Genomic DNA, 24,306 nt, shown 5'->3' on the forward strand with positions numbered 1-24,306 from the left:
CGGGAGGGTCGACCGGCCGGCGGCAGCGCGCCGGCCGGTCGCGACGGTGTCAGAGGGCGCGCAGGCGCGGCGCGAGGTCGCGCTCGAACGCGTCGAAGAAGCGCTGCTGGTCGTCGCCCGGCGCGTGGAACACGAGGTGGTTGAAGCCGGCATCGACGTAGGGCTTGATCTGCGCGACCGTCTCGTCCGGGTCCGAGCCGACGATCCAGCGCTTGGCGACCTGCTCGATCGGCAGCTCGTCGGCGGCGCGCTCCATGTCGACCGGGTCGGTCAGCGAGTGCTTCTGCTCGGGCGTGAGCGAGAGCGGCGCCCAGAAGCGGGTGTTCTCGAGCGCGAGAGCCGGGTCGGGGTCGTAGGAGAGCTTGATCTCGATCATCCGGTCGAGCGCGGCGGAGTCGCGCCCGCCCGCCGCGATGCCCTCCTCGACCGCGGGGAGAAGCTTCTCGGTGTAGAGCTCCATGCCCTTGCCGGAGGTGCAGATGAAGCCGTCGCCCGCGCGGCCGGCGTACTTGGCGACGACGGGTCCGCCCGCGGCGATGTAGACCGGGACGCCGTTCTCCGGCTTGTCGTAGATGGACGCCTCGTGGGTGGAGTAGTACTCGCCGTCGAAGGAGACGCGGTCCCCGGCCCAGAGGGCGCGCATGAGGCGCACGGCCTCGCGCAGCCGGGCGAAGCGCTCCTTGAAGTCGGGCCAGCTCTGCTCGCCCGCGCCCTGGTAGCCGGTCGCGACCTCGTTCAGCGCCTCGCCGGTGCCCACGCCGAGCATGATGCGGTCCGGGTAGAGCACGCCGAGCGTGCCGAACGCCTGCGCGATGACGGCGGGGTTGTAGCGGTAGTGCGGCGTCATCACCGAGGTGCCGAGCCGGATGGTCGAGGTGCGCTCGCCGGCCGCGGCGAGCCAGGCGAGCGAGAACGGCGCGTGGCCGCCGGTGTGGCGCCAGGGCTGGAAGTGGTCGGAGACCACCGCGCTCTCGAAGCCGTGCCGCTCGGCGCCGACGGCCAGCTCCACGAGCTCGCGCGCCCCGAACTGCTCCGCCGATGCCTTGTACCCGAGCGTGATCGTCATAGTGCCGCCTTCGTCAGAGGGAGGGGACCGCTCCGGACACCGGGCGGTCCCTCCATTCTGCGCCCGCGCGGGCGGCGATCGGGACGCTCAGGCGGACGCGCCCGAGATGTTGACCATCCAGTGCACGCCGAAGCGGTCGGTCAGCATCCCGAACCGGTCGCCCCACGGCGACGTGGTCAGCGGCTCCTGGACCGAGCCGCCGACCGCGAGCCCGTCCCAGTAGCCACCGAGCTCGGCGTCGTCATCGCCGAAGAGCGCGACGGTGATCCGCGCGCCCTCCTCGAACGTCATCGAGCTCGGGGTGTCGGACGCCATCAGGATCAGCCCGTTCGGCGTGACCAGCTGCGAGTGCATGATCAGGTCCTGCTCGGCCGGATCCTCGCTCGCGTGGAAGTCAGCGAAGGTGCTGGACTGCAGCTCCCCGCCGAAGACCGAGTGGTAGAACTCCATCGCCTCGCGAGCGTTGTCGCGGAAGCCGATGTAGGGGCTGAGACTCGTGGACATGGGGCGCCTTCCGCTCGAGGAGGGCCCCAGTATCGACCCGCCGGCGATCCCGCTGCAACGGCCGCCTTCCTGCTGATCGAGTAGCCCGCGCAGAGGGCGTCCCCCTGCTGATCGAGTAGTCCGCGCAGCGGGCGTGTCGAGATCCACGCGTCCAGCAGGGGCGGGTCTCGATACGCCGCCTTCGGCGGCTACTCGACCAGCATGAATGCCGCCACCTTCTGCTGATCGTCCCCGCATGCTGATCGAGTAGCCCGCGCAGCGGGCGTATCGAGATCCACCAGCGTCAGAAGGACGAGTCTGCAGACTCGCCCTGCTGATGCCGCGGGTCTCGATACGCCCCTGCGGGGCTACTCGACCAGCATGTCTGCGCGCGTCTCTTCCCAGTAGATCCCTGTGTCCGGCAGGCGCGGACGGCGCGCCCCCTACAGCTCCGCGCGGGTCGGGGGGTTCGCGCCGGAGCGGGAGGTGGTGATGCCGGCGACGCGGGCGGCCCAGTGGCCGATCGCGCGCAGGGAGGGCTCGTCGAGGAGCAGGCCGTTCGGGGCGCCGAGACCCTGGCGGAACGCCTCGTCGAGGATCGCGCCCATCGCGGAGTCGCCCGCGCCGATGGTGTCGGCGACGACGATGCGGGCGGCCGGGACGGTGGCCCGGGCGACGGCGGAGGCGAGCAGCAGGCCCTCGCCGCCGCGGGTCACGACGGCGAGCTGGGCGCCCAGCTCGAGCAGGCGGGTCAGCACCTCGTCGAGCTGCATCGTCGGGTAGAGCCACTCCGCGTCCTCGTCGCTGAGCTTGACGATCTCGCAGGCCGCGGCGACCCGCTCGAAGCGGGCCAGTGCGTCGTTGTGCTCGCCGACGAGCGCGGGGCGGATGTTCGCGTCGACGCTCGCGGTGACGCGGGCCGGCAGGGCCTCGAGCAGCTCGACGATCGCGGAGCCGCCCGGCTCGAGGTAGACCGCGATCGAGCCGGTGTGCACGTGAGTCGCGCTCGAGGGATCGGCGGCCGGCGGGTTCCAGGAGAGGTCGAAGTCGTACTCCGCGGAGCCGTCCGCCTGCAGGCGGGCCCGGGCGGTCGAGGTGCGCTCGGCGTCCCCGTGCAGCACGGTGACGCCGGAGGCACCCAGGTGCTCGGCGATGCGCCGGCCGCGCTCGTCGTCGGCGATGTCGGTGACGAGGGTCGCCTCGCGGCCGAGGCGGGCGAGGGTGAGCGCGACGTTCGCGGGCGAGCCGCCCACGTGCTCGGTGCTCTCGCCGTCGCGCTCGACGATGTCGATCAGGGCTTCGCCGATGACGAGGATGCGGGGCGCCGCGCTGTCGCGGACGTCGGTGGAGGACATCCCGCCATCATGCCGGTCCGCGCGGCGCCGCCGCGAGACCTCCCGCGCCTCGCCAGGTTCCGGCGGGGAGTCCGGCCAGCACCTCGTCCACCGTGGTCAGGGTGATCAGCGGTCCGAACAAAGCCATCGCGTCGAGCGCGCGGGCGTGGTCGGCCTCGGAGGCGCCCGCGCAGGCATCGGTCACGACCCGCACCTGCACGCCGGCGTCGGCCGCAGCGAGCGCCGTCGCCAGCACGCAGCAGTCGGTCGAGACCCCGGTCAGCACCATCGAGCGGGAGTCGTCGAGCAGCGCCTCGAGCTCGGCGCCCCACTTGCCGAAGGTCGGCGCCGTGATCGTGCGGTGCCCTTCGAAGCCGGGGACGAGCGCGTAGAGCGGATCCTCGTCCGGGACGAGCGCGAACGGCCAGTCCCGGTAGTAGGGGATCCAGGCGCCGCGGGGCTTGGCCGGGGCGACGAAGCGGGTGGTGACCACCCGCTCGCCGAAGTGCGGGAGCAGCCGGGTCGTCCCCTCCGCCGCACGGGTGAACTCCTTCGACGCCCACGGCGAGGACACGTCGGCGAAGACGTGCTGCAGGTCGATCGCGACGAGCAGGCTCACGCGTCGGCCTCCTGGCGCCGCACCGCGGAGCGCGAGAGGACGAGCGTGCCGACGAAGCCGATCACGAGGGCGACCAGCACGCCGAGGTTCGCCCCGGCCCACTCGCCGTCGCGCCCGCCGATCGGGCCGAGCAGGTAGCCCTCCCACTCGAAGCCGGGGGAGTAGTTGACGACGAGGCCCCAGCCGATCACGGCGCCGATCACCACGAGCAGCACCGGCGCGATCGAGACGCTGCCGTAGCGGCCCCGCGAGGTGTAGAGCGCGTCCTGGTCGTAGTCGCGGCGGCGGAGGAGCAGGTCGGCCAGGAAGACGCCGAGCCAGCCCGCGATCGGCACGCCGAGGGTGATGAGGAAGCCCTGGAACGGGCCGAGGAAGTCGCCCGCGACGAAGACGACGTAGATCGCACCGAGCACCATCAGCACGCCGTCGATGCCGGCGGCCACCGGCCGGGACACCTTGAGGCCGGTGCTGAGCAGCGCGAGGCCCGAGGAGTAGATGTCCATCACCGCGCCGCCGATCAGCCCCAGCAGGGCCACCACGATGAAGGGGAGCAGGAACCAGGTCGGCAGGATGCTCGCGAGCGCGCCGATCGGGTCGGCCGCGATCGCGTCGGACAGCTCCGTCGAGGAGGCGGCGAGCAGCAGCCCGACCACCACGAGCACGACGGGCGCGACGGCGCCGCCGATCGTGGTCCAGCCGATGACTCCGGCGGTGCCGGCGGTGCGCGGGAGGTAGCGCGAGTAGTCGGCCGCCGCGTTCACCCAGCCCAGCCCGAAGCCGGTCATCATGAAGACGAGTCCGCCGATCACGGCCCCCGCCGATCCCGAGGGCAGGCTGCCGACGGCGGCGAGGTCGATGCGGTCGAGCACGAGCACGACGTAGACCACGGTCAGCACGGCGGTCGCGATCGTGATCGCGAGCTGGAGCCGCATGATCAGCCGGAAGCCGGCGATCCCGGCGATCACGATCAGCGCCGCGACGACGATCAGCGCGACGACCTTGGTCAGCACGCCGCCGTCCCAGCCGAACTCCTCGAAGACGGTCGCCGTCGCCAGCACGGCGAGGGAGGCGAGCACCGTCTCCCAGCCCACCGTGAGCAGCCAGGAGATCACCGCGATCAGCCGGTTGCCGTCGACGCCGAAGGAGGCGCGGCTGAGCACCATCGTCGGAGCCGAGCCGCGCTTGCCGGCGACCGCGACGAAGCCGCAGAAGAGGAAGGAGACGACGATCCCGATCACGGCGACCGCGGTCGCCTGCCAGAAGGACAGGCCGAAGCCGAGCAGGAACGAGCCGTAGCTCAGCCCCAGCACCGAGACGTTGGCCGCGAACCACGGCCAGAACAGGTCGCGGGGGCGGCCGTGCCGCTCCGACTCCTGGATGGTGTCGAGACCGTTGAGCTCGATGCCGCCGGCGGGGCGGGTGGTCGGTTCGGGAGAGGTCATGACATCCCTCGTTGTCGCGCGGAAGGCCCGGGCGAACGCCGGATCCTGTCGAATGTAGTGCAGGATCGGCGCCCGATCGCGGCGGGCCGGAAGACCGGTGGACGACTCCGCGAGGTCCGCTCCTGGGGAGGAGACCCGCGGCCCCGCCCGCTCAGTCCTCCGCGCGCTCCAGCAGCCCCCGCAGCGTCTCGAGGTCCGCCGCGACCCGGTCGCAGTCCTCGTCCCACTGCTCGAGCGTCATGCCGTCGTACCGGCGGACGGTGAAGGCGACCTCGGCGCCGTCGCCGTTGGCGAGGATCCGGAGCGGGTTGTCGAAGACCCGGCCGCCCTCGGTGATCACCCGGTGATCCGCCACGCCGTAGGGATTCCGCGGCGCGAAGACGATCTCGACCCGGCCCATCGGCGAGTCGGCGAACCAGTGGCCGTCCACCTCCTCGACGGACGCCTGCGCCAGCCCCGCCGCCCAGAGCGACAGGTTCGAGGGATCGACGACGAAGGAGTACACCTCGTCCGCCGGCGCGTCGATCACGACGCCGACCGGGCGCGACTCGTACAGGACCATCTCAGTCTCCCTCCGCGGCGAAGCTCGCCACGAGCAGCGCCGCGAGCGCGGTCCGCTCGAGCATCCCCTCGATGCTCACCGATTCTCCCCGGGCGTGCGCGCCCTCGCCAGGGGCGCCGAGCCCGTCGAGCACGGGGATCCCGAGCGCGGCGATCAGATTGCCGTCGCTGGCGCCGCCCACCGCCGTCTCGGTCAGCGGCAGGTCCATCGTCTTCGCCACCCGCTCGGCCCGGCGGTAGAGCGCGCCGACGGCGGCCGTCCGCTCGAAGACGGGCCGCTGCCACGAGCCGCGGACCTCGATCCGGATCCGCGGGTCCGACGCCTCGAGCGCGTTCATCTCGGCCTCCACCCGCGCCGCCTCGGCCGCGCCGCGGATCCGCACCTCGAGCTCGAGCCGCACCTTCGCGGTCGTCACGTTCACCCGGCTGCCGCCCTTGACCACGCCGATGTTGACGGTCGTCCCCGCCTCCGGCCGGGCGATCCCGAGCACCCGCGGGATCAGCGCGCCGAGCTCGTGGATCGCGCTGGCCCCCTTCTCCGGCTCGACGCCCGCGTGCGCCTCGATCCCGACGACGTCGACGACGAAGTTGCCGATGCCCTTGCGCGCGGTCTTCACCGCGGTGCCGATCGCCCCCTCGAAGACGAGCGCCGCCTCCGCTCCGCGGCTCTGGTGCTCGAGGAAGCTGCGCGAGGTGAGGCTGCCGACCTCCTCGTCGCCGTTCATCACCAGCCGCACGGCCGGGTGCGCCAGGCGGGCGTGCCGCAGCGCCAGCACCAGCCAGACCATCTGCACGAGGCCGACCTTCATGTCGTAGCTGCCCGGGCCGCTGAGGCGGTCGCCGTCGATCGCGAACGGCCAGCCGCGGGTCGTGCCGAGCGGCCAGACGGTGTCGTAGTGCCCCACCAGCGCCACGAACGGGCGGGACCCGCGCGGTCCGCGCCCCGGGGCACTGCCCGGGAACGTCCAGCTCGACGCGCTCGGGCAGTCCTGCTCGCGGAGGTGCTCGAGCTCGCCCGCGTGTCCGAGCCGCTCGCCGACCCAGTGCACGAGGAACGCGTGCAGCTCGTCGAGCGCCTCGAGGGAGTCGCTCGGGCTCTCCATCATCACGAGGTGGCGGACGTCGTCGAGGATGCGCGCGCGCTGGTCGCGGAGGAAGGTGCGGACGCGGGCGGCGTCGGCGGCATCGGGGAAGGTCACCGCTCCGGAGTACCAGAGTGCGGCGCCCGGCGCGAACCGGGGCCGCGGGTGAACCGGACGCCGCCCCTCTACGTTGAAGGAGGAGAGGTGGAGATGTCCGAGGATCAGGCCGAGATGCTGCGTGCCCTGCACGACGAGCACTCGGCGGCGCTGTGGCGCTTCGTCCTCCGGCTCACGGGCGACCGCCAGCTGGCGGAGGACGTGGTGCAGGAGGCGCTGCTGCGCGCCTGGAAGCACCCGGAGATCCTGGCCCAGGGCGAGGCCGCGGCCCGCTCCTGGCTCTACACCGTCGCCCGCAACATCGTCATCGACGACCGCCGCAGCGCCCGGCACCACCGCGAGTTCGGCACCGACGAGGTGCCCGAGCGCGCGCACGGCGACCGCACCGACCAGGTGCTGGACGCCTGGCTGCTCTCGGAGGCGCTGAGCACCCTCAGCCACGACCACCGCGCGGTGATCGTGCACGCCTACTACGGCGGGCGCACGGTCGGCGAGATCGCCGAGCTGCTGGGCATCGCGCCCGGAACGGTGAAGTCGCGGATGCACTACGGGATGCGGGCGCTGAAGCTCGCCCTCCAGGAGAAAGGCGTGACCGAACCGTGAGCACCGAGCAGCAGAGCGACGACGCCTTCCGCGACGACGCCTTCCGCGACTGGGACGCGGCGTACCTCCTCGGGGCGCTCTCGCCCGCCGACCGCCGCGCCTACGAGCAGCACCTGCGCGGCTGCCCCGGCTGCCGCGAGGCGCTCGGTGAGTTCGTCGCGATCCCCGGCCTGCTCGCGCACCTGCCGAAGGAGGAGGCGCTCGGCCTGCTCGAGACGGAGCAGCGCGTCGAGGAGTCCGCCCCGCCCGCCCTGCTCGCGCACCTCGCCCGGGCCACCGACGCGCTCCGCCGCCGCACCCGCTTCCGCATCGCCGGCCTCGTGCTCGCCGCCGCCGGGGTCTCCGCGGCCGCCGCGATCGCCCTCCCGCTCGTGGTCGGCACCCCGCCCACGGTGGTCGAGAATACGGTGGCGCTCGCCGCGGCGCCCGGCGTCCCGGTCGAGGCGTCGGTCCGGTTCGTGCCGGAGGCGTGGGGCACGCGGATCGACATGGACTGCAGCTGGGAGGAGAGCGGCGCGGCGACCGGGGGCGCGGCGTCCGTCGGCTACGTGATGTACGTGACCGACACGGCCGGCTCCACGGAGCCGATCGGCTCGTGGACGAGCACGCCCGGCTCGACGGTGGAGCCGAGCCTCTCGACCGGTCTGCCACTGGCCGAGATCGCCTCGGTCGAGGTGCGCCTGCAGGGCTCCGAGCAGGTCGTCCTCACCGGCAGCCCCTGACGCGGGTCTCGGCGCCGACCCCGATCTCCCAGGTGCGGAGCCCCGGGACTGAGTAGCTTCTCAGTCATGACGATCGCGACCCTCGCCCTCGCCCCTGCCTCCGTGACGGCGGCCTCCTCCACCGACAGCATCGACGAGCTCTCCGGTCTCGTCGGCGTCGCCGCCCGCGTGATCGCGGCACTCGGCGAGGCCGGGGTCGGTCTGCTGACGCTGATCGAGACGGTCTTCCCGCCGATCCCGAGCGAGCTGGTGCTGCCGCTGGCGGGCTTCCTCGCCCAGCAGGGGCGGATGAACCTGGTGCTCGTCGTGATCACCGCGACCCTCGGCGCCTACCTCGGCGGCCTGATCCTGTACTGGCTCGGCTACCGCATCGGCACCGAGCGCTCGATCCGCCTGCTGTCCAAGCTGCCCCTGGTCGACCGCGAGGACTTCGAGAAGGCCGTCGGCTGGTTCCGCCGCCACGGCACCTGGGCCGTCCTCTTCGGCCGGCTCATCCCCGGAGTCCGGAGTCTGATCTCGCTGCCCGCGGGTGCCGAACGGATGAATCTGCTGCTGTTCTCGGGTCTGACGATCCTCGGCTCCGGCGTCTGGAACGGCCTGCTGATCGGCCTCGGCGCCGCGCTCGGCACCCAGTACGAGCTGGTCGACCAGTACGCGGGCGTGCTCGACGCGATCATCTACGGCGCGATCGGCGTGGTCGTGCTGCTGCTGGTGGTCCGCAGCATCCGCCGGCATCGCGCCGCCCGCGGCACCGGGACGCGCCGCCGGCACTGACCCGGGCGGTCGGAGCCGGAGAGTACCGGGAGCGCCGACCCGGCGCGACCGCCCCCGTGTCCCGCCGTCCGCGCCGCGGATGTGCCCTAGCGTTCGAGGGGTCAGCCCCCGACGAGAAGGAACGCCATGCCCGAGAACACTGCCGAGAACGCCGCCGCGACTCCGTCTCCCGCCCTCTCCCGCACCGCCGTCGAGCGCAGCTGGATCATCGGCGTCTCGCTGATCGCCATCGCCCTCGGCGTGATAGCGGTGCTGATCCCCGGCCCGACCCTGCTGACCGTCGCGATCGTCTTCGGCATCCACCTGATCGCCGCCGGCGTCTTCCGGCTCCTGCTGGCCTTCACCGCCACGCGCCTGCAGAACCGGGTGCGCTGGCTCGCGGGCCTGCTCGGCGCGCTGATCCTGGTCGCCGGCATCCTCTGCCTGTCCAACCCGTTCGAGTCGCTGAGCATCCTCGGCCTCGTGATCGGCCTGGGCTGGATCCTCGACGGCGTCTCGAGCATCACCAGCGGCCGCACCGTCGCCGGCCCGGTGTGGCTGCCGATCGCCGCAGGCATCGCCTCGGTGATCGCGGGCCTGCTCACCGTCATCATGCCGGTGCTGGCGCTGTCCGCCTTCGTCACCGTCGCGGCGATCCTGCTGATCGTCGTCGGCGTCTCGGGCCTGCTGCTGCTGCCGGGCCGCACCAGGACCGCGCCGGAGACCGCCGAGGCGCGCTAGACGTTCCAGATGCCGAGGAGCTGCACCGGGATCGCGTAGGCGAACCAGGACAGGGGCGCGAGGATCCAGTTCGCGAGGATCCGCCGCCGGCCGTCCGCGTGCGCGAGCACCACGGCGACCTCGGAGCGGGCGATCCGCGGGGAGTAGAGCAGGGGCGCGTTCGCCACGATCGACAGCAGCGCGCCGATGATCACGGGTCCGCCGGCGAGGACGAAGAGACCCGGCTCGGTCTGCAGCGCGAACGCGGTGGCGACGATCAGCCAGATCGCGAGCAGGGTGGCGGCGGCGGCCCGGGTCGCCCGCTGGGCGAGGCTCCGTCCGGATGCGATCACCGCGTCGAGCGGCTCGGACCGGCCCGCCCGCACGGCGCGCACGGCGCGGAGGCGGAGCACGACGGCGACGATCAGCGCGAGCACCGCGTAGGGCAGGCCCGCGCGGGTCAGCGCGACGGGCAGCCAGGGCGCGCTGAAGGCGAGGACGCTCCCGAAGAGGCCGCCGAGCACCAGCATCCCGACCGGGACGACGACCACCAGGCTGAGCGGGAAGCGCGGGGGGCCGTCGTGCGTCGCACGGGCGTCCGCGTGCTCCGGCTCTCCGAACGGTCGCTCACCGGTCGCCTGCGCGGCGTGCTCGTGATCCCCGTCGTCCCCGATCCCCGTGCTCCCGTTCCCCATGCCGTCGACCCTAGCCCGGCCGCCTTTCCGCGGCGGGTCCGTGGCGGGTCCGTGGCAGCATGGCGCCGTGACCGCCGCCGACCCCGCCTCCGAGCCCGACCTCGTCCCCGAGCTCCTCGTCGAGGACCTCGAGCGCAGCCTCGCGTTCTGGTGCGGCCCCTGCGGCTTCGCGGTCCGCTACGCGCGACCGGAGGAGGGCTTCGCGTACCTCGTCCGCGGCACCGCCCACGTCATGCTCGACCGGATCGGCAGCACCCGCGACTGGATCACCGCGCCGCTGGAGCGCCCGCTCGGCCGCGGCGCGAACCTCCAGATCCGCGTCGACGACGCGGACGCGGTCGCGACGGCTCTCGAGGCCGCGGGAGTGCCGCTGTTCGCCCCGTCCGAGACCCGCTGGTACCGGGTGGGGGAGGAGGAGGCGGGCGTCCGCCAGGTCCTCGTCACCGATCCCGACGGCTACCTCCTGCGCTTCCAGTCCTCGCTCGGGCGACGCCGCGCGACGTGAGCCGAACGGCGCGCGCCATCATGCCAGCGGAGGACGCCGGAGACGGCCGCCGACTGGTTCCATCGGTTCCATGTCCACTCCGTCCACCGGCACCCTCGCGCTGCCGACCACCGACCAGGCCGCCGCCGACCCGGCCGCCGCCGCGCCGCCCGCGCCTCCCGCTCCCGCCGCCCTCTCCGACGACGAGGTCCTCCGCCCGGCCGATCTCGTCACCGCGCTGACCGGCGTCGCCCTCGGCTTCTTCGCCCTCTTCGTCCACGGCCTCACGCAGTGGTCGTACGTCGGGCCCACCGTCGAGCGGGCGGGCGTGCTCGGCTGGCTCGCCCCGGCGCTGGTCGGGCTGATCTGCGTCCTCACGGCCGTGACCTCGGTGGCGGTCCGCGCCGCCCGCCGGGAGAGCCGCCGCGGGCCGTCCGCGCCGACCGGAGCCGCCTCGTGACCGCCGCGCCCGCCGTCCCGTCCACCGCGACCCCCGCCGTCGCCCTCGCGCAGGAGCTGCTCCTGCGCACCGGCTGCGCCCGCCCGGGACTGCCCTGGGTCCGTGAGAGCGCAGCGGGATCCGCGGTCGACCTGGCGGTCCTCGAGCGCGGCGCGCACCTGCTCGACCTCTCCGAGGAGGCGGTCGCCCGGATCGCGCTGTCGCTCGCCACCGGCCGCCCGGTCGACCTGCGCGCGGCGTTCGGGCACCTCACCCGCGACCACGCCGAGGCCGTCATGATCGCCGTGGCCGTCGCCGGCGGGCACGACCGCGTCGAGAGCCGCGTCGTCGTCGCGGACGGCGAGCGCCGGGTCGAGAGCGTGCCCCCGCTCGGCGTCTGGCCCGATCGCGGAGCGCGATCCGGCGACGAGGGGCTCGCCCGGGCCGCGGCCTGACCGACCCGCACGACCCCCAGACGCGGGTGACGCCTCGGTCGTCCGGCCGATCCGAGTCGCTACGGCCTTTCGCAGATCCCCGGCTTAGGGTGTCCGTGTGCAACGTGTCGACGATTTCCCAGGAGCCGGACCGGTGGCGACCTCCCCCGAGTCCGGTGACCCGCGCGAGGCGTCCGCCCTCCAGCTCCCCTCCAACGCCACCACGCCCGTCCAGGTGACGAGCGGCGAGGCCGGCTACCAGGGCGGCAACGCGGCCGACCCGGTCTGGCAGTCCTGGCGGGAGGAGCTCGCCAAGGTCGGCGGCCCCTCGCCGCTCCTGCACTTCGTCGACTCCCCGCGCACCCGCATCGAGCTGTCCACCACGCACCCGGGCGGGCTGCCCCCGTTCATCTCGGGCAAGACGACCCTGCTCTCCTCCCTCATCCGCGACGAGCTGGCGCTGCGCACCGCGAAGAACGCCGCCGCCGCCATCACCGACAAGGGGATCGAGCTGCGCTCGGTCCGCGGCATCGAGGGCGTGCACCTCGCGATCGGCCTCGCCCAGTGGCGCGCCGGCGAGACGGAGTTCACCGCCCCCGTCCTGCTGCGCCCGCTCGCGATCCGCCGCTACGGCCGCGACTTCGAGCTCAAGCTCAAGGGCCAGCCCTACTTCAACCCGCAGCTCGCCCGCGCGCTCAAGCAGCAGTTCGGCATCACGATCGACCCCGAGCAGTTCGTCGAGCTCGCGGTGCAGAGCGGCGTCTTCAAGCCGCAGCCGGTCATCGACCAGCTGCGCGGACTCACCTCGCACCTGCCCTGGTTCGCCGTGCACCCGCGCCTGGTGGTCTCGAGCTTCGCCGACGTCGCCGGCGACATGCTCCGCGACGCCCGGATGCTCGAGCACCCCGTCCTGGACGCGGTCGCCGGCAACCCGGCCGCCAAGCGCGCGCTGCAGCAGTCGCAGAAGGTGGCGTCGATCATCCCGCAGGACGAGCGTCCGCCGGCGACCGACAACCTCCTCCTCGACGCCGACGCCGAGCAGGAGCAGGTCATCGCGAACATCGCGGCCGGCAACTCGCTCGTCGTGAAGACCCTGCCCGGCACCGGCGGCACTCAGACGATCGTCAACGCGATCGGCGCGCTCGCCGCCCAGCACAAGCGCGTCCTCGTCGTCGGCGCCCGCCGCTCGAGCCTCGACAGCATCCACCAGCGCCTGCTGTCCGCCGGGCTCGGCGGCATCGCCGTCAGCCCGCGCACGCTCCGCCGCGACCTGATCCAGTCGATCGGCCGCAACGAGAAGGCCGCGCGCCCCTCCGTCAGCGAGATCGACGACGCGCTGCTGCGCCTGCGCAAGGTGCTGCTCGACTACCGCGGCGCCCTCTCGCGCCGCGACCCCAGCTTCGGCGTCTCCGCGCTGCAGGCCCTCGAGGAGCTGGCGCGCCTCTCGCAGCTGCGCACGCCCCCGTCCACCGCCGCCCGCCTCGACCGCCGCGCCGTCACCGCCCTCGCGCACAGCCGCCCCGAGGCGACCCGGATGCTGATCGAGTCGGCCCGCCTCGGCGAGTTCCGCTACGGACCGGGCGACTCGCCCTGGTACGGCGCGCAGTTCGACTCCACCGCCGACGCCGAGGCCGCGCACGAGCTGGCCAAGCGCCTGCACCTGCGCGATCTGCCGCGCCTGCTCGACCGTGCCCAGGACGTCATCGCGCAGACGCGCATGCGCCCGTTCGAGTCGGTCGCCGAGCTCGGCATCTACCTGCGCCTGCTGCAGGACGTCCGCGAGACGCTCGACAAGTTCCAGCCGGCCGTCTTCGACCGCTCGATCCAGGACCTCATCGTGGCCACCTCGCCGCGCCGCGAGGCCGCCGAGATGTCGTCGACGAACCGCCGCCGCCTGAAGAAGCTCGCTCGCGAGTACATGCGGCCCGGCGCGCACGTCACCGACCTCAACGCGTCGCTGCGCCGTGTGCAGCAGCAGCGCACGCTCTGGCAGCGCTACGCCGTCGCGGGCACCGTCCCCGAGGTGCCGGTCGGCGTCGCCGACGTGCAGGTCGCGTTCCAGCAGGTGTCCGACCAGCTCGGCCGGCTCGACGAGCCGCTCGGCCGTCGCGGGAGCAGCACGCCGCTCGCGTCCCTCCCGCTCGCCGAGCTCGTCTCGATGGTCTCCGGGCTCGCCGAGGACAGCGAGGTGCTCGCCAACCTGCAGGAGCGCACGACGCTGCTCTCGACGCTGCGCGAGTGGGGCCTGGACCCGCTGCTGACCGACCTCTCGCGCCGCCACGTGCCGGCCGAGCTGGTCGCGATCGAGCTCGACCTCGCCTGGTGGCGCTCGGCGCTCGAGATCATGCTGACCGACGAGCGCGCCCTGCTCGGCGGCAACACCAGCGTGCTCGACCGGCTCGAGGCGGACTTCAAGCTCGTGGACGAGGCGCACGCCGCTTCCAGTGCCGAGCTGCTGGCCTGGAAGCTCTCGGAGACCTGGAAGATCGGGCTCGTCGACTGGCAGCTCGAGCGCGACGCTCTGCGCGCGCTCCTGCGCTCCGAGGCGTCGACCACGCCGCAGGAGCTGCAGAAGGCGGCGCCGCACCTCTCGCGGGTGCTCGCTCCGGCCTGGCTCGCCTCGCCCTACGAGGTGCACCGCATCGGCACCGAGACCACCTTCGACGCGGTCTTCCTCGTCGACGCCGGCGCCACGACGCTCGCCGAGAACGTCGGAGCGATCCGCCGCGCCAAGCAGGTCGTCGCGTTCGGCGACCCGGTGACGCAGACGCCGACGCCGTTCTCGCTGCGCGTTGACGAGACCGTCGAGTTCGGCAGCGCCGCCTCGCGCACCGACGTCGAGGCCCTGCACGCGCAGTCGGCGCTGGCCCGGCTCGGCGAGCTGCTCAACACCGTCACGCTCACCCGCAGCTACCGCGCGGGCGGCGAGGACCTCGCCGAGCTGGTGAACCGACGCTTCTACGGCGGCCGGATCGACTCGCTGCCGTGGGCCGGCTCGTTCCTCGGGCACGACTCGCTCCGCTTCCACTACATCGCCAGCGGACACGGCATGCCGGAGAACGACTCCGGAGCGGTCGAGTCCGTCGACGCCGAGGTCGCGAAGGTGGTCGAGCTGGTGCTCGAGCACGCGGTCATCCGTCCGCGCGAGTCGCTGATGGTGATCACCGCGAGCCCGCGGCACGCCGTCCGGGTGCAGCAGGCCGTGCTCACCGCGTTCGCCAAGCGCGCGGATCTCAACGACTTCATCCTCGGCGACCGGCCCGAGCCGTTCGCGGTGGTGACGCTCGAGCAGTCGGTCGCGCAGAGCCGCGACCGGGTCATCTTCTCGATCGGCTACGGCCGCACCCCGCACGGGCGCCTGCTCTCCAACTTCGGTGCGCTGGCAGAGCCGGGCGGAGAGCGCCTGCTCGCCGTCGGCATGACCCGCGCCCGCCGCTCGATGGACATCGTCTCCTGCTTCCGCCCCGGCGACATCGACGAGTCGCGGATGCGCTACGGCATGGTCGCGCTCGCCCAGGTGCTCCAGGAGGCGGAGGACCGCGTCCAGCCGAGCGACCGCGACGACTACTCCGAGCCGATGCTCGTCGACCTGGCCGCGCGTCTCGAGCGCCGCGGTCTTCGCGTGAACATCGGGCACAAGGGCAAGCTCGCACTGGTCGCGGCGCACGGCACCCGCGCCGTGGTCGTCGAGACCGACCGCGACGTCAGCACGCAGAGCCTCCGGGTCTCGCTGCGGCTGCGCCCGGAGCTGCTGCGCCGCCTCGGCTGGCACTACCTCCGCGTGCACAACTTCGAGCTGTTCGCCGACCCCGAGGCCGTGGCCGCGCGGGTCGCCGGGCTGATCGGCGCCCCGCAGGACGAGACGTCGACCGGTCCGATCGAGGTGCCGGTGGGCGCCGGCGCGCCGATCGTCGAGGACGCCGCCCCGGCGTCGAACGAGACGCAGCCGATCACGCCCCTGCCCGCCGACTGAGCGTGCCCGAGGACTCCCGGGCCGCCGCGCCCGCCGGCGCCGACCGACCGCTCCGGCGCTCGCGCGGCGGCCGGCGGGCGACCCTGCCCGCGAAGCCGGGCACCGACCCGTCCCCGCACGACGCCGTCGTCCCCGACCCCGACGCCGCGCCCGCGCGCCCCGACACGGGCCCGAACGACGCCCGCCTCCGCCAGGACGTCCCCCCGCACTACTGACCCCTCCCGCGAGATGCCACTTGTGCACGCTTTTCACGGCGTGTCGCGCGCACAAGTGGCATCTCGCGGGCCGCGGACGACGGCGGCCCACCGTGCCGGAGCACGATGGGCCGTCGTCGTCGCGGTAGCGGGTCAGCCGCAGGTGCGGGCCGCGTAGGGGGCCTTGACCGTCGAGGTGACGGACTTGCCGCCGACGGAGGCGGTCGCCGTCACCGTCGCCTCGCCGGCCGCGAGCTGGGCGGCCCGGACGGTGAAGGCGGCGGAGGCGTTCGAGCCCGCCTTGACGCCGGCGAAGGACTTCGTGCCCGCCGTCGAGGTGACCGTGACGTCCATCGGGACGGTGTCGCCGTTGGTCGCGACGACCGTCAGCACGACCTTGCCGGCGACGCAGCGGGTGGTCGCCGCGGCCGTCAGCTTCAGCGAGGACTGCACGGTGACCGTGGCGGTCACCGGCATCCGCGAGTCGTCCTGCGCCACTCCCCGCACCGTGAAGGTGCCGGCGGCGGCGTAGGAGGCCGGAGCGACGGCGTCCCAGGTCACGGCGACGGTGCGCTTCGCGCCGTCGGCCGTCGTGAGCTCCGCGCTGGGCAGCACCGGCGCGACGCCGGCCGCGGTCGAGACCGCGATCGGAGCGACCGAGGTGACGGCGATGGCCGGGGCGTACGCCTCGAGCATGCGCTGGTACTCGGCGCGGGTCACCGGGATGACCGTGCCGTGGCGGGGCTTGCCGCCGTCGGAGTTCTGCGGCAGGTTCTCCCGCAGCTTCGCTCCGAGCGGCTGCCAGGCGTCGGCGGCCAGGTCGTCGGTGCCGAACGGGATGTAGTGGTTCGGTCCCGCGTGGTAGTCCGGCTGGTCGATGAAGAGGAACCAGTCGAGGCCGTTCACGTCGCCCTCGTTCGCGGGGAAGACGTTCGGGCCCTCACCGCTGGTGAAGGTGCCGTTCGGCTCGCCGTTGGGCAGGCCGGAGGCGACGCGCTCCTTGACCAGGGTCCACTCGTCCGCGGGTCCGGAGCTGCCGGGCAGCGAGCCGCTGATCGTGGCGAGCAGGTCGGTGCTCTTCTCCTCGCGCAGCGTCATCGACGCCTCGTCCTTCGTGAAGCGGTAGTAGGTGTCGCCGTCCTTCGCGATGGTCGAGTCGATCGTGCCGCGGCCGGTGCCGCGCTTGACGTCGATCCACGGCTTCGCCTCCGAGAAGGTGACGAAGTCGTCGGTGGTCGCGTACATCATCTGGTTGTAGGTGACGGCGGTGCGGTCGGCCGCGTTCGTCGTCGGGTACATGTTCGAGGCCCAGAAGACGACGTAGGTGTCGAGCTCGTCGTCCCAGTGCGCCTCGGGTGCCCAGGTGTTGCCGGCGAAGTCGGTCGAGACCTTCACGTGGCGCTGCGCCGACCAGTTCACCAGGTCGGTCGACTCCCAGACCTCGATGTACTTCGAGCCCGACTTCTGCGCGGTGTCGAAGCCGCCGGCCAGGCCGTCGATCTTCAGGTCCGTCGCGAGCATGAAGAACTTGTCGCCCTCGTGCGAGCGGAGGATGAACGGGTCGCGCAGGCCCTTGGTGCCCTGGTCGGAGGTGAAGACGGGCTGTCCGCCGTTCAGCGTGTTCCAGTCGAGGGCGTCGTTCCCCTTCGAGGCGGCGAGGCTGACGCGCTCGGCGCCGGCGCCCTCCCCGGTGAAGAAGGCCCAGACGTAGGCCTCGGTGTCGTCCGTGCCCGTGGGCAGCGGCTGGAGGCGGAGGGTGAAGTCGCGGGTGCGCGTCACCGATCCGCTGGTGGCTGTCGCGCGGACCGTCACGTCGACGGCCGGGCTGCCCGCGGCGGGGCGCTCGACGACGATCGTGCGGCTGTCGGCGGTGCTGCCGTCGCGGATCGTCGCGGCGCTCGAGCCGACGACGCTCCAGGCGATGCTCGAGCCGAGGGCGCCGTGCGCCGGGACCGAGATGTTGGTGCGGACGTCGCCGGCCTGAGCGACGGTCACGGCGTCGAGGTCGCGCTGGACCTTGTCGGCGTCGGCGAGCTGCGCGGTGACGAGCACCGGGTAGTCGACGGTGCGCGTCTCGCTGCCGGAGGTGAAGGTGGCGGTGAGCGTCACGGCGGCGTCGGGGGAGCCGGCGGCCGGTCGTGTCACGACGGCGCTGCCTCCGGAGACGGCGATGGCCGCGCTGCTCGAGCGCCAGGTCACGGCGACGCCGGCGCTGCTGGTGGGCAGCGCGAAGTCGGCGGTCGCGGTCGTCGGGATGCTGACGGAGGCGACGGCGCGGTCGATCGCCTGCGACGAGTAGAGCGCGGTGACGGCGTCGGCGGTGAGCGCGCTGTCGTAGACCGCGAAGTCGTCGACGAGGCCGTTCCAGCCGGCGTCGTTGTAGGTCGAGCGGCCGAGGTAGCCGACCAGCGAGGTCCCGAAGGACGAGACGTTGCGCGTGATCGCGTTCTGGCCGATCCGGGTGCCGTTGACGTAGACCGAGAGCGTCCCGTTGGTGCCGTCGATGACCGTCGTGTAGAGCGAGTAGCCGGCGGGGGTGCGCAGGCCGGTCGTGGCGGCGTTCGTCGAGCCGGGGCCGACCTCGGTTCCCCACGGGGCGCCGGCGTTGGTCGCATTGGTGACGACCGACTTGACGAAGCCGGCCGGGTTCGTCGGGTTGAGCAGGTAGTAGCCGGAGGAGAAGGACGCGCCGGCCGCGACCGGGGCGCCGAGGAACGCGGCCGCGGTGTTCGCGGGTCCGGTCCGGTTCGACAGCCAGGTGGAGACCGTGAGGTCCTTCTTGCCGACCAGGCCCGCCGTCGGGATGTCGACGTAGGGGGCCGCGGCGGCGGAGCCGCCCGGCAGGCTCAGAGCGCCCGCAGCGACGGTGGCGCCGCTGCCGCGCAGGGTGCCGTTGTAGCCGTTGCCGCTGGTGTCGGCGACGGTCGTGCCGGTCGGCGCGGTGTCGAAGCTGTAGTGGAGCAGCGGCTGGGCCGTCGCTCCGGAGGCGGAGACCGGGAGGGCGGCTCCGAGCAGCGCGGTGGCTGCGATCGTCGTGGTCGCCAGAGCGGTCCGCAACGTCGATCGTGATCGTCTCATGCAGGATTCCTCGTCGTCGAGAGGGCGACGAGGCCGCGGGCCCTCGGGGTGAGGGTGCCGGTGCTCCGTCGCACGGGTGGTGAGGAACCACACACTAAATGCTCGCGAGGGCGACACGCGAGCACTTTGTTACCGTTAACAAGAATTGACACGGCGGACGCCGCGGGAGTGCGCTCCGGGGACATCGCCGGACGCGGCGAGGGGGGCGGCGACCTCGCGATCGCCGCCCCCCCTCCGCCGTCATTGCTGGTCAGTCGACGTGCTTGCCGGAGTTCGCGGTGGTCGCGGTGCCGCCGTTGGCGAGCAGGTCGCGGATGTCGGCGAGCAGCTCGAGCTCGGTCGGCGCCTTGTCCTCGGCAGCCGGGGCGTCGTCCATCTTCTTCTTGAACGCGGCGTTCTTGAGGTGGTTGATCGGCAGCACGAACGCGAAGTAGAGCACGAACGCGACGATGACGAACTGGATCAGGGCGGAGAGGACGGCGCCCCAGGCGATGACCGACGCCTCCTGGCCGTTGCCCTCGGGACGGATCGTCCAGACGAGCGTCTCGAGGGAGGAGGCGTCGAAGATGACGCCGATGATCGGGTTGAAGATCCCGGTGACGATGGCGTTGACGATCGTGGTGAACGCGGCGCCGATGACCACGGCGACCGCCAGGTCGATGACGTTGCCGCGGAGGATGAACTCTTTGAAGCCGTTGATCATGATCTGTTCCGTTTCTGCCGGCGGGCGGAGTGAGGTGCGCGGAGGCGGGCTCGCTCCCGGGGGAGCGGCGGCCCTAGGAGGAGGAGGACCCCGACCCGGAGGACGAGGCCTTGGAGGAGGAGGAGGAGCCCGAGGAGCCGGAGCCGGAGCCCGACCCCGAGGAGCCGGAGCCGGAGGATCCCGACCCGGAGGAGCCCGACGACGAGCCGGAGCCGCCCGAGGACGATCCGCCGGAGCCCGAGCCGGTCGAGGCGGGAGTGGACGACCCTCCGCCCGACTCGCCCTTCGACTCCTTCGAGCCGGAGCCGGACCCGGACCCCGAGGCGCGCGAGTCGGTCCGGTAGAAGCCCGAGCCGTTGAAGGTCACGCCGACCGCGCTGAAGACCTTGCGCAGCGCGCCCTGGCAGCTCGGGCACTCCGTGAGGGTGTCGTCGGTGAACTTCTGCTGGATGTCGAAGGCGTTGCCGCACTGGGTGCAGCGGTAGGAGTAGGTGGGCACTGGTGCTCCTGAGGCGGGTGGCGGCGGGGGAGTGGGGGAAGAGGGGAGCGGGTCAGCGCGGGATGTCGACGATGCCCGAGGGGGTGACGACGCCGTCGACCGCCTGGTCGTGCACCTCGCTGGGCACGTGCTCGACGAACTCGCTGTCGAAGACCACGGCGTAGACCGGCGGGCACTTCTCCATCGAGCCGAGCGTCTTGTCGAAGTAGCCGCGGCCCCAGCCCATCCGCATGCCCGAGCGGTCGACGGTGGCGGCGGGGACGATGATCAGGTCGACGTCGTTGATCGCGATGGGGCCGAGCAGCTGCCCGACCGGCTCGGGCATGCCGAACAGGCCCTGCGTCTCGGTGTGGCCGTCGCCGACCGCCCAGTCGAGCAGGCCGTCCTGGCGGGAGATGGGGAAGAGGACCCGGATCCCGCGGCTCTCGGCCCAGCCGAGGAACGGGCGGGTGCTCGGCTCGTCCGGAGCCGAGAGGTAGCAGGCGATCGACCGCGCGCCGACCCGGGTCGCCAGCTCCTCGAGGTGCTCGGTGAGGTGCAGGGTGGCCTGCTCGCGGGCGGTCGCGGTCTGCGTGCGTCGGCGCTCACGGAGCTCGGCGCGCAGCGCCCGCTTCTCGTGGGTGATGTCGGCTGGCATGGGGCCCAGTCTAGATCGGGGGTGTCGGACGGCCTTCGCGGCCGGGATCGCGATCGTGGGGAGTGCCGGATCGTGATCGTGAGGAGTCCTGCGGCGGCTCTGTCCACGAGCGGGGTACACCGTGGGCAAGCCCCTCTCGGGGCCGAAACGTGCCCGACCACGGCCGCCGCTAGTATGGCGCCCCATGGGCACTCGTATCCGCAAAGCCGTCATCCCCGCCGCCGGTCTCGGCACCCGCTTCCTGCCGGCGACCAAGGCCATCCCCAAGGAGATGCTGCCGGTCGTCGACAAGCCGGCGATCCAGTACGTGGTCGAGGAGGCCGCGGACGCCGGACTCCAGGACGTCCTTGTCATCATCGGGCGCAACAAGAACGCGCTCGCCAACCACTTCGACTCGGTCCCCGAGCTCGAGCAGAACCTCGCCAAGAAGCTGGACGACGCCAAGCTCGCGCACGTGCAGTACGCGAGCGACCTCGCCGACGTGCACTTCGTCCGCCAGGGCGAGCCGAAGGGCCTCGGCCACGCCGTCTCGCGCGCTCAGCGCCACGTCGGCGACGAGCCGTTCGCCGTCCTCCTCGGTGACGACCTGATCGACGCGCGCGACCCGCTCCTCACCCGCATGATCGACGTCGCGGAGCAGCGCGACACCACGGTCGTCGCCCTCCTCGAGGTCGACCCCGACCAGATCCACCTCTACGGCTGCGCCGCGGTCGAGACGACCGACGAGGACGACGTGGTGCGCATCACCGGCCTCGTCGAGAAGCCCTCCAAGGAGGACGCGCCCTCGAACCTCGCGATCATCGGCCGCTACGTCCTCAAGCCCGACGTCTTCGGCGTGCTCGAGCACACCGCGCCCGGCAAGGGCGGCGAGATCCAGCTGACCGACGCCCTCGAGCGCATGGCGCAGGACCCGGCCGAGTTCGGCGGCGTCTACGGCGTCGTCTTCCGCGGCCGTCGCTACGACACCGGCGACAAGCTCGACTACATCAAGGCCATCGTGCAGCTCGCCTCCGACCGCGAGGACCTCGGCGTCGACCTCAAGCCCTGGCTGAAGGACTTCGTCGCGGGCCTCTGAGCGAGGAGCCCGCGTGGGCGGGCGCTGCTCTTCGAACGGCACGCTTCGCGTTCTGCACATGCCGATCGAGCAGCCCGCCTAGCGGGGCGTTCGTTCCATGCTGATCGAGTAGCCCGCGCAGCGGGCGTATCGAGATCCACCGTCGTCTGCAGCTGAGCCTGCAGACTCGCCCTCCTGGCGGACGTGGGTCTCGATACGCGCCTGCGGCGCTACTCGACCAGCATGAAGTCCGCCGGGTCCGCCCCTTCATGAGCGGGCAGGCCCCTCCATGCTGATCGAGTAGCCCGCGCAGCGGGCGTATCGAGATCCACCGTCTCCTGCAGCTGAGCCTGCAGACCCGCCCTTCTGACGGACGTGGGTCTCGATACGCCCCTTCCGGGGCTACTCGACCAGCATGGAGTGGCGGCCCCCCGTGCTCCGGCCCCTGCCGCGTTCCGGCGCTCCGGTCCACCCCCTTCGACCGTCGCGACCGCGCAGTAGGGTCAGCACATGCCGCTGCCGATACCGACGCTCACCGAGGGTCGTGTCACCATCCGCCCGATCCGGGTCCGGGACGCCCGCCCCCTCGAGCGCGAGCTGATCGCGAACCGCGCCTGGCTGCGGCAGTGGGAGGCGTCCGACCCCCGCGGCGGCGCGGCCTTCGACGTCCGGGCCAGCATCCGCTCGCTGCAGCAGAACGCGCGCGCCGGCGGCGGCGTGCCGTTCCTGATCGACTGGGACGGCGAGCTGGCCGGCCAGCTCAACATCTCCAACATCGGCTACGGCTCCCTCTCCTCCGGCTCGATCGGCTACTGGGTCTCCGAGCGCTACGCCGGCCGCGGCATCACCCCCGTCTCGGTGGCGCTGGCCACCGACCACGCCTTCTTCGACCTCGGCCTGCACCGGATCGAGATCTGCATCCGCCCCGAGAACCGGCCGAGCCTGCGCGTGGTCGAGAAGCTCGGCTTTCGCTACGAGGGCCTGCGCCGCCGGTTCATCCACATCAACGGCGACTGGCGCGACCACTTCTGCTTCGCCCTCGTGGCGGAGGAGGTGCCGCGCGGTGTCCTGCGCCGCTACCTCGAGGGCCAGGTGCCGAGCGACGTCGGCGTGCCGACCGACGCCGACCAGCGCGCCTCCCGCCGATCGGGCCTCTCGGGGCCGCCCGACGGCGCCGGTGTCCCCCCGACGGGGAGCCGATTGATCCGCGATCCGCACGGACACACCTACCCGTAATGACGGACGGGAGCGTCCCGTGCTCCTAGCGTTGGTCGCATGAGTAGCGACTGGCTGGGCGGGGGCGTCGTCTGGGCGCTCGCCGCCGTTCTGTGGGTCGCCTATCTCATCCCCGCGTGGATGCGCCGGCGGTCGTTCTACGCGACCGAGCGCAACGCGGTGAGGCTCCAGCAGACCCTGCGGATCCTCGCCGAGACCGCCGAGGTGCCCGAGCACGTGCGTGCGGAGGCGACGGCCCGCGAGGTCGCGCTGCAGCAGCGCACCCTCCGGGCGACCGAGACCAAACAACGAGCCGAAGAGAAGGCACAGGCGATGGAGCTGGCACAGGCGGAGAAGGCGGCGCGCGAAGCGCTGCGGCGGGCGGCCGCGAGCACGCGGCAGAGCACGCGGACGGCTCCCGGCGCGATGCGCTGGCGCCAGGGCGCGGCGCTGACGGTGCTGATCGGCCTCGTCGTCGCCCTCGTCGGGCTGGTCATGCTGCCCTTCGGCGGTGCGGGCGTCGTACCGCTGGTCGGCGTGCTGCTGCTGGCCGCGGGTCTGGGCACCCTGATCCTGCTCGCTCCGGGCCGGCAGCGCAGCGCCGCGCCCGCCGCGGTCTCGACCAGCACCGCCGAGGTGGCCCGCCGCCGCGCCGAGGTCTTCGAGGCCGAGCTCGCCGAGGAGGACGCCGCCCCCGAGGAGGAGGCCGCCGCTGCCGAGGAGACCCGCTGGACGCCGCAGCCGCTGCCCAAGCCCCTCTACCTGTCCCGCGGCACCGTCGCGGCCAGCGCCATGGCCTCGATCGACGCCGTGGAGCGCCTCCGCGCCGCCGCCGCGGACGCCGAGATCGCCCAGCGCGCCGCTGCTGCGGCCCCCGAGGTCGCGCCGATCCGCTCGCCCCGCGCGACCGGCCCGGTCCCCGTCCCCGAGGCGCCCCGCCCGTCCTCCCGCTTCGCCTCGATGGGCGTCGTCGAGGGCGTCGACGCGATCGACCTCGACCAGGCCCTGCAGCGCCGCCGCGGAGCCTGAGCGTTCCGACGCCCCCTCGGCCACGTGCTAGTGTGGACGAGTTGTTCGGGCCGGTGACGGCTCGGAAGGCACGGGTCCGTGGCGCAGTTGGTAGCGCGCTTCGTTCGCAATGAAGAGGTCAGGGGTTCGAATCCCCTCGGATCCACCACCACACAGAAGGCCCGCTCGGGAGAGCGGGCCTTCTGTCGTTTCGGGGACGGGATCGCTCGGGTGGGCGTCCTGCTGCGTCGGGCCGGCTCCGGTTGCCGGACCGAGGGCGCCGGCGTAGTCCGTGTTCTCACGCCCGCCGTCACTGCGTCTCACGCCATCTGCCTGCCGAGTGGACCAGACGCGTATGGTGCTCTCAGAACACCATCCGACAAATGGCACC

General features: G+C 72.8%; 24 protein-coding genes and 1 tRNA gene. 13 read left to right on the forward strand and 12 right to left on the reverse strand.

The features are described from left to right. Positions 1–49: 49 nt before the first annotated feature. From fgd to EDF17_RS03700, 7 genes are all read right to left on the reverse strand, one after another. Positions 50–1,066, reverse strand: a complete 1,017-nt coding sequence (fgd, locus tag EDF17_RS03670) for a glucose-6-phosphate dehydrogenase (coenzyme-F420) (protein WP_123445218.1) — start codon at positions 1,064–1,066, stop codon at positions 50–52. Positions 1,067–1,153: 87 nt separating this feature from the next. Continuing rightward, complete coding sequence (locus tag EDF17_RS03675; protein WP_123445219.1) at positions 1,154–1,570, reverse strand: VOC family protein; 417 nt, start codon at positions 1,568–1,570, stop codon at positions 1,154–1,156. A gap of 422 nt (positions 1,571–1,992) precedes the next feature. Then, positions 1,993–2,904: a carbohydrate kinase gene (locus EDF17_RS03680; RefSeq protein ID WP_123445220.1), complete on the reverse strand. Its 912-nt coding sequence runs from the start codon at positions 2,902–2,904 to the stop codon at positions 1,993–1,995. Positions 2,905–2,911: 7 nt separating this feature from the next. Beyond that, positions 2,912–3,502 carry an isochorismatase family protein gene (locus EDF17_RS03685; RefSeq protein WP_166649592.1) on the reverse strand — a complete coding sequence of 197 codons (591 nt, stop codon included), beginning with the start codon at positions 3,500–3,502 and terminating at the stop codon, positions 2,912–2,914. Next, on the reverse strand, positions 3,499–4,944 hold the full coding sequence (locus EDF17_RS03690; protein WP_123445221.1) for a cytosine permease: 1,446 nt from the start codon (positions 4,942–4,944) through the stop codon (positions 3,499–3,501). The genes EDF17_RS03685 and EDF17_RS03690 overlap by 4 nt, the downstream gene beginning before the upstream one ends. A gap of 151 nt (positions 4,945–5,095) precedes the next feature. Further along, positions 5,096–5,506, reverse strand: a complete 411-nt coding sequence (locus EDF17_RS03695; protein WP_123445222.1) for an SRPBCC family protein — start codon at positions 5,504–5,506, stop codon at positions 5,096–5,098. A 1-nt stretch (position 5,507) separates the two neighbouring features. After that, positions 5,508–6,704 (reverse strand): M20/M25/M40 family metallo-hydrolase, encoded by a 1,197-nt coding sequence (locus EDF17_RS03700; protein WP_208110563.1) that lies wholly within the window; start codon positions 6,702–6,704, stop codon positions 5,508–5,510. A gap of 93 nt (positions 6,705–6,797) precedes the next feature. On the opposite strand from EDF17_RS03700, the gene EDF17_RS03705 reads away from it, so the two are divergent. The 4 genes from EDF17_RS03705 (at position 6,798) to EDF17_RS03720 (ending at position 9,523) form a co-directional block, all read left to right on the forward strand. Then, positions 6,798–7,307 (forward strand): sigma-70 family RNA polymerase sigma factor, encoded by a 510-nt coding sequence (locus EDF17_RS03705; RefSeq protein ID WP_123445223.1) that lies wholly within the window; start codon positions 6,798–6,800, stop codon positions 7,305–7,307. Then, positions 7,304–8,029, forward strand: a complete 726-nt coding sequence (locus tag EDF17_RS03710; RefSeq protein ID WP_123445224.1) for a zf-HC2 domain-containing protein — start codon at positions 7,304–7,306, stop codon at positions 8,027–8,029. Before EDF17_RS03705 ends, EDF17_RS03710 begins: the two co-directional genes overlap by 4 nt. A gap of 66 nt (positions 8,030–8,095) precedes the next feature. Then, positions 8,096–8,803 carry a DedA family protein gene (locus EDF17_RS03715; protein WP_123445225.1) on the forward strand — a complete coding sequence of 236 codons (708 nt, stop codon included), beginning with the start codon at positions 8,096–8,098 and terminating at the stop codon, positions 8,801–8,803. 126 nt (positions 8,804–8,929) lie between these two features. Then, positions 8,930–9,523 carry a DUF308 domain-containing protein gene (locus EDF17_RS03720; RefSeq protein ID WP_123445226.1) on the forward strand — a complete coding sequence of 198 codons (594 nt, stop codon included), beginning with the start codon at positions 8,930–8,932 and terminating at the stop codon, positions 9,521–9,523. On the opposite strand, the gene EDF17_RS03725 is transcribed toward EDF17_RS03720, so the two are convergent. Continuing rightward, positions 9,520–10,197, reverse strand: coding sequence for a hypothetical protein (locus EDF17_RS03725; protein ID WP_123445227.1), 678 nt, complete (start codon positions 10,195–10,197; stop codon positions 9,520–9,522). The genes EDF17_RS03720 and EDF17_RS03725 overlap by 4 nt on opposite strands. Positions 10,198–10,264: 67 nt before the next feature. Here EDF17_RS03725 and EDF17_RS03730 point away from each other — a divergent pair, with 67 nt between their 5' ends. The 5 genes from EDF17_RS03730 to EDF17_RS03750 all read left to right on the forward strand — a co-directional run bounded on the left by EDF17_RS03730 (position 10,265) and on the right by EDF17_RS03750 (position 15,742). Then, complete coding sequence (locus EDF17_RS03730) at positions 10,265–10,702, forward strand: VOC family protein (RefSeq protein ID WP_123445228.1); 438 nt, start codon at positions 10,265–10,267, stop codon at positions 10,700–10,702. Positions 10,703–10,772: 70 nt separating this feature from the next. Then, a complete protein-coding gene (locus EDF17_RS03735; RefSeq protein ID WP_123445229.1) occupies positions 10,773–11,141 on the forward strand; it encodes a hypothetical protein in 369 nt (122 codons plus the stop codon). Further along, positions 11,138–11,575 carry a hypothetical protein gene (locus EDF17_RS03740; protein WP_123445230.1) on the forward strand — a complete coding sequence of 146 codons (438 nt, stop codon included), beginning with the start codon at positions 11,138–11,140 and terminating at the stop codon, positions 11,573–11,575. The genes EDF17_RS03735 and EDF17_RS03740 overlap by 4 nt, the downstream gene beginning before the upstream one ends. 214 nt (positions 11,576–11,789) lie before the next feature. After that, positions 11,790–15,527, forward strand: a complete 3,738-nt coding sequence (locus tag EDF17_RS03745) for an AAA family ATPase (protein WP_243587266.1) — start codon at positions 11,790–11,792, stop codon at positions 15,525–15,527. A 2-nt stretch (positions 15,528–15,529) separates the two neighbouring features. Beyond that, positions 15,530–15,742, forward strand: a complete 213-nt coding sequence (locus tag EDF17_RS03750) for a hypothetical protein (RefSeq protein ID WP_123445231.1) — start codon at positions 15,530–15,532, stop codon at positions 15,740–15,742. A gap of 132 nt (positions 15,743–15,874) precedes the next feature. On the opposite strand, the gene EDF17_RS03755 is transcribed toward EDF17_RS03750, so the two are convergent. From EDF17_RS03755 to EDF17_RS03770, 4 genes are all read right to left on the reverse strand, one after another. Next, positions 15,875–18,799: an immunoglobulin-like domain-containing protein gene (locus tag EDF17_RS03755; RefSeq protein ID WP_123445232.1), complete on the reverse strand. Its 2,925-nt coding sequence runs from the start codon at positions 18,797–18,799 to the stop codon at positions 15,875–15,877. A 250-nt stretch (positions 18,800–19,049) separates the two neighbouring features. Beyond that, the gene (mscL, locus tag EDF17_RS03760; RefSeq protein ID WP_185019944.1) at positions 19,050–19,502 is read right to left on the reverse strand and encodes a large conductance mechanosensitive channel protein MscL; all 453 of its coding nucleotides are present in this window, start codon (positions 19,500–19,502) and stop codon (positions 19,050–19,052) included. Between the two features lie 73 nt (positions 19,503–19,575). Further along, the gene (locus EDF17_RS03765) at positions 19,576–20,001 is read right to left on the reverse strand and encodes an FmdB family zinc ribbon protein (RefSeq protein ID WP_123445233.1); all 426 of its coding nucleotides are present in this window, start codon (positions 19,999–20,001) and stop codon (positions 19,576–19,578) included. A 52-nt stretch (positions 20,002–20,053) separates the two neighbouring features. Further along, positions 20,054–20,638: a 5-formyltetrahydrofolate cyclo-ligase gene (locus EDF17_RS03770; RefSeq protein WP_123445234.1), complete on the reverse strand. Its 585-nt coding sequence runs from the start codon at positions 20,636–20,638 to the stop codon at positions 20,054–20,056. A gap of 184 nt (positions 20,639–20,822) precedes the next feature. On the opposite strand from EDF17_RS03770, the gene galU reads away from it, so the two are divergent. From galU to EDF17_RS03795, 4 genes are all read left to right on the forward strand, one after another. Beyond that, a complete protein-coding gene (gene galU / locus EDF17_RS03775; RefSeq protein ID WP_123445235.1) occupies positions 20,823–21,713 on the forward strand; it encodes a UTP--glucose-1-phosphate uridylyltransferase GalU in 891 nt (296 codons plus the stop codon). Positions 21,714–22,202: 489 nt separating this feature from the next. Continuing rightward, entirely contained in the window at positions 22,203–22,928 is a 726-nt protein-coding gene (locus EDF17_RS03785) for a GNAT family protein (RefSeq protein ID WP_123445236.1), read from the forward strand. A gap of 39 nt (positions 22,929–22,967) precedes the next feature. Then, positions 22,968–23,936 (forward strand): hypothetical protein, encoded by a 969-nt coding sequence (locus EDF17_RS03790; RefSeq protein ID WP_123445237.1) that lies wholly within the window; start codon positions 22,968–22,970, stop codon positions 23,934–23,936. 72 nt (positions 23,937–24,008) lie between these two features. Then, positions 24,009–24,084, forward strand: a tRNA-Ala gene (locus EDF17_RS03795). Positions 24,085–24,306: the final 222 nt, after the last annotated feature.

Source organism: Rathayibacter sp. PhB1, assembly GCF_004362935.1.
In the GTDB taxonomy this organism is placed as follows: Bacteria; Actinomycetota; Actinomycetes; order Actinomycetales; family Microbacteriaceae; genus Rathayibacter; species Rathayibacter festucae.